Annotated in this window: 5 protein-coding genes and 1 pseudogene; 2 read left to right on the top strand and 4 right to left on the bottom strand. The window is 28.6% G+C overall.

Annotated elements, in window-relative coordinates; all coding sequences use genetic code 11:
- Positions 1-7: 7 nt before the first annotated feature.
- Positions 8-157, top strand: a pseudogene (locus tag G3997_RS11540) (LexA family protein); the annotation flags it as partial.
- Between the two features lie 50 nt (positions 158-207).
- On the opposite strand, the gene G3997_RS03600 reads toward G3997_RS11540, so the two are convergent.
- Genes G3997_RS03600 through alr form a run of 4 tightly spaced genes read right to left on the bottom strand, consistent with a single transcriptional unit; the run spans position 208 to position 3,455 of the window.
- A complete protein-coding gene (locus G3997_RS03600) occupies positions 208-1,113 on the bottom strand; it encodes a S66 peptidase family protein (protein WP_296648227.1) in 906 nt (301 codons plus the stop codon).
- A 16-nt stretch (positions 1,114-1,129) separates the two neighbouring features.
- Positions 1,130-1,663: a spore maturation protein gene (locus G3997_RS03595; RefSeq protein ID WP_296648221.1), complete on the bottom strand. Its 534-nt coding sequence runs from the start codon at positions 1,661-1,663 to the stop codon at positions 1,130-1,132.
- Positions 1,664-1,665: 2 nt separating this feature from the next.
- Complete coding sequence (locus tag G3997_RS03590) at positions 1,666-2,298, bottom strand: nucleoside recognition domain-containing protein (protein ID WP_296648218.1); 633 nt, start codon at positions 2,296-2,298, stop codon at positions 1,666-1,668.
- A gap of 29 nt (positions 2,299-2,327) precedes the next feature.
- Positions 2,328-3,455: an alanine racemase gene (alr, locus tag G3997_RS03585; protein WP_296648215.1), complete on the bottom strand. Its 1,128-nt coding sequence runs from the start codon at positions 3,453-3,455 to the stop codon at positions 2,328-2,330.
- A gap of 194 nt (positions 3,456-3,649) precedes the next feature.
- On the opposite strand from alr, the gene G3997_RS03580 reads away from it, so the two are divergent.
- Entirely contained in the window at positions 3,650-4,825 is a 1,176-nt protein-coding gene (locus G3997_RS03580; protein WP_296648210.1) for a M20 metallopeptidase family protein, read from the top strand.
- Positions 4,826-5,121 lie beyond the last annotated feature (296 nt).

Raw genomic sequence — 5,121 nt, 5'->3', positions numbered from 1 at the left:
GGATAACATGCTTAACTTATCAGAAAAACAAATACTTATACTAGAGTTTTTAAAATCAGAAATATCACAAAAAGGATACGCACCTAGCGTTCGAGAAATTTGCGAACATGTAAAATTAAAGTCAACCTCAACAGTTCACTCTCATTTAAATAAACTTATCTATATTTATAAATTAAAAAATGAAGCTTTTATAGCTTCATTTTCTATTTATTTTATTAGTTCTAAAGTTTTTTCTGTAGCGTTTAACTTATATTTACATCCAAAAGGAAGTGTTATCATCGGAGTACAGTGACCTGATTTTAAATTGAATATACATGGTTTATTATATTTAGCTACTCTATCTTCTATAAGTTCTAAAATTTCAAAATCATCATCATTATCTTTGTTACAATCGCAGAAATCTCCAAATACAATTCCAACACAGTCATCAAACTTACCAGCTAATGCTAGTTGAGTTAACATTCTATCTAGTCTATATATAGACTCTCCTACATCTTCAATAAATAATATTTTTCCCTTTGTATCTATTTCATACTTACTTCCTAGACYTGATGATATTAATGCTAGATTACCACCTATTAATTCACCTTCACATAACCCTTCAACTACTGTATAAATAGGTTCATCATTAGGATTTTCTATTTTAGTAACATTATTATTTAAAGCATTGATTAATGAATTATATGTAAATTCATCCCATTTATGTGATGTTCCTGCCATTATTCCATGAAAAGTTACTAAATCTGTATATTTATTAAAAGCTAGATGAAGCCCTGTTATATCTGAGAATCCAACAAAGAATTTAGGATTATTTTTTATAATATCATAGTCTATTAAGTCTAATATTCTAGGTGTTCCATATCCACCTCTTAAACAAAATATTCCATCTATATTTTTATCTAAAAACATATCTTCAATATCTTTTGCTCTTATAGAATCTTCACTTGATAAATATCCTTTATAAGAACCATAACAACTTTCTCCAAACTTTACATTATATCCTAGGTTATTTAATGCATTTTCTATTTCTTCTAAAGTTGTAGCTCTAAATGGTCCAGATGGTGCTACTATTCCTATAGTATCTCCTTTTTTTATTCCTTTTGGATATATCATATTATCTCCCCTTTAATTAAAACATCATATTTGTTACAATAACAGCAGTTATTAAACCTACCACATCTGCTATAAGTCCTGCTGGAAGTGCATGACGACTTTTCTTTATACCTACTGCACCAAAATAAACTGCTAGTACGTATAAAGTAGTTTCTGTTGAACCATTCATTACAGATGCCATTCTTCCTATTAACGAATCTGGCCCATATGTTGCAAATAATTCATTCATAACCCCTGATGCTCCACCACCTGATAAAGGTCTTATAAGTGCCATTGGTAATACTTCTCCTGGCATTCCTATTTTATTAGTTATTGGCGATAATGCATTTGTTATTAAATCAAGTGCCCCAGATGCTCTAAAAACACCTATTGCAACTAACATTCCTACTAAAAATGGTATTATTGATACTGCTGTGTTAAAACCTTCTCTTGCCCCATCTGTAAAAGTTTCATATACATTAACTTTTTTAAATTTTCCAAATAATACTATTGATACTATTATAAAAGGTATTGCATAAAGTGATATTGCATTTACTATATTCTCAAACATAATTAGTCCTCCTTACTAACTGCTAATGTATTATTAGCTACTACTTTCGATTCTTTCTTTTTTGAAATCTTTTCAAATGTTTTTACTGCTATTACTGCAGCTATTGTAGATGCTGTTGTAGCAACTAATGTTGGACCAATTATTTCTGCAGGATTATTTGAACCTGCTGCTAGTCTATACGCTATTACACTTGATGCAACTAATGTTACTGATGAAGTATTTATTGCTAAGAACATACACATAGCATTTGATGCTGTGTCTTTTTCTTCATTTAATTCTTGAAGTTCTTTCATTGCTTTTATTCCTAAAGGTGTTGCTGCATTACCAAGTCCTAATATATTTGCCGCTATATTCATAACCATAGAACCCATAGCTGGATGGTCTTTTGGAACATCTGGGAATAAAAACTTCATTACAGGCTTTAGTGCATTTCCTATTAATTTAACTAAACCTGCTTCTTCAGCTATTTTCATTATTCCTAACCATAAAGCCATCATACCAATTAGGCCCATAGCTAATTCTACTCCTGTTTCTGCATTACTCATTAATGCATCTGTAACTGCTTGTGTATTACCAGTGAATACTCCTATAATTATTCCTCCAACTAGTAATACCATCCATATAGTATTAATCATTTAAAATTCCCCCTTTTTTATAAATACTATTAGCTTAAATAATCTAATACTTTATATATTTTTTTATCTTTTATATATACTCTGGCTACCCTTCTTGATACTATACTCAATAATTCATTTTTATTGGTATGTGCTAAATTTGCTATATCAATTAAATTAGGTCCTCCATTTCCATAAAAAATAACTTCACTATCCATACTAGCATCTTCTATATCTGTTAAATCAACTATACATTGATCCATACAAATTTTGCCTAGTATGTTTGCTTTTTTACCATTAACATATACATAACCTTTGTTTGACAGTATTCTTGGTATACCATCTGAGTATCCACATAAAACTGTACCTATCTTCATATCCTTATCTGCTATATATGAATAATCATAACTTATACCTTCACCCTTTTTTATATTTTTAATTTGAGCAAACTTAGATTTAAATGTCATTGCAGGTTTTAAATCCATTACTGACTCTCTACTGTTATATCCATATAAACTTGCTCCAACTCTTACCATATCCATATGAAAGTCTCTATAAGCAGTCATGCCTATACTGTCACATATGTGTTTTATAGGTATGTCAAGATGTTTTATCTTTTCTAATAAATTATTAAATTTGTTAAACTGTTCGTAATCACTTTCTCTATCTTTTAATGCAAGATGTGAAAATATCCCCTCTATATTTATGTTTTCTAAATTATATATTTCTTCTATCATACATGGTAGTTTTTCATCTATTTTAAATCCAAGTCTATTAAATCCTGTATCTACTTTTAGATGCATATTAGCCTTTTTACTTAATTTAGTAGCTATATTTGATAAAAGCTTAGCTTGTTCATTGGATAATACTGTTAGTGTTATATTATTTTCAATAGCTATATCTAAACAATCATCTGGTGTATATCCCATAACTAATATAGGTAAACTTATATTATTATTTCTAAGTTCCATAGCCTCATTAAGTCCAGCAACACATATATAATCAATATCTTCATCTTCTAAAACCTTAGCTATCTCAACAGCACCATGACCATATGCATTTGATTTTAACACTAAGCCTAGCTTTGTATTTTTATCTATAATTTTTTTTATTTCATTTATATTGTGCTTTATAATATCTAAGTCTATTTCAACATACGTAGGTCTTAATAGTTTCATAATGTACCCCCTAATTGAATATGTCTCTAATTCCTACTATTTTTTTACTTATATTTTTATTATATAAACATTTTAAGTTATTTTTTTTGAAAATGTTGCCTTGATTATTGCAAAAAATGCTACATACATTTTTTACTATTTTATGAAATATAATATTGCTATAATTAAATTAGTATTGAAATAGAGGTGATTATATGAAAAATATTGTAGATAATATAAAAAATTTAAAGTCATGGCTTATAGATATTAGACGTGATTTACACAAAACTCCAGAACTTGGACTTGAAGAATTTGTAACTAAAGAAAAAATTATAAAGTACTTAGATGAAATAGGAATAGATTATATAACATATCCTAACCACACAGGAATTATGGCCTATATTAATAAAAATGCTAAAAACACAGTTGCAATAAGAGCTGATATAGATGCCTTACCTATTACAGAAACTAGTGACAAAAGTTATAAATCTATACATAATGGAAAGATGCACGCTTGTGGTCATGATGCTCATACTGCAATACTTATTGGAAGTTGCAAAATATTATACGATATGAAAGATAAACTAGATGTAAATGTAAAATTTTTATTCCAGCCAGCAGAAGAAACAGTTGGTGGTGCAGAGCTTTTAATAAAAGATGGMTGTATGGAAAATCCTAAAGTTGACTAYACTATAGGACTTCATGTTATGCCACATATAAATACAGGTATGGTTGAGCTTAAATATGATTCTCTTAATGCTTCAACTGATACAGTTAGTATAACTATAGAAGGTAAGCAAGGTCATGCTGCCGCTCCTCATCAAGGAGTTGATGCTATCGTAGTAGCAGGGCATGTTATATGTGCTCTACAAAGTATAGTTAGTAGAAATATAGACCCAACTGACTCTGTAGTATTATCTCTTGGAATGATAAATGGCGGAATAAAAGAAAATATTATATGCCCTAAGGTTACAATAAGCGGAACTTTAAGAACTTTAAATCCAGAAACTAGAAAATATGCTAAAGAAAGAATAAGAGAAATAGTTAACTTTACTTGTAAAGGGTTTGGTGCTAAAGGTATAGTTGATATAGAAGAAGGTTATGCACCACTTGTTAATGACAACTTTGTTGTAGATATTGTAAAAGAAAATACAATTAATTTATTAGGTGAGAAAAATATAGTATTTAGAAAATATCCTTCTTTAGGTGCAGAAGATTTTTCATTTTACTTAGAACATTCAAAGGGGGCTTTTTATCATTTAGGATGTAGAAATGAAGATAAAAATATTTTATCTCCTTTRCATACTGCAGACTTTGATATAGATGAAGATTGTTTAGAAATTGGTGTTATGCTTCATGTTTTAAATACATTATCATTTTCTAAATTATAGAAATTAGTACATGAAAAGTTAAATATTGGTTAATAATACTTTTATAAAGAATTTATAAATCACGAAAGGAATTTTAATTATGAAGGTAAAATTACCAATATTAGTAACAATATTATCATTATCTTTAGGTTTATCAGCTTGTAAAAATGGTGCAACTAATTCACGTGCAGATACTAGAACAAATAATACTACTGCAAATGCAGAAAATACAAATACTGAAAATAATTCTAGTAATTCATCTTACAAAACGGAAAATTTCAATATTACAGATGCAGMTARANCAAATAGCAAATGCA

The sequence above is a fragment of the Romboutsia sp. 13368 genome, assembly GCF_018336475.1.
GTDB lineage: Bacteria > Bacillota > Clostridia > Peptostreptococcales > Peptostreptococcaceae > Romboutsia.
The sequence above is the reverse complement of the archived record's forward strand: the minus strand, read 5'-3'. Positions and strand labels throughout refer to the sequence as shown.

What these genes read in the sequence shown, in the direction of transcription:
- alr (WP_296648215.1), bottom strand. Translation starts at nt 3,455, where the DNA reads ATGAAACTATTAAGACCTACGTATGTTGAAATAGACTTAGATATTATA.
- G3997_RS03595 (WP_296648221.1), bottom strand. Translation starts at nt 1,663, where the DNA reads ATGTTTGAGAATATAGTAAATGCAATATCACTTTATGCAATACCTTTT.
- G3997_RS03590 (WP_296648218.1), bottom strand. Translation starts at nt 2,298, where the DNA reads ATGATTAATACTATATGGATGGTATTACTAGTTGGAGGAATAATTATA.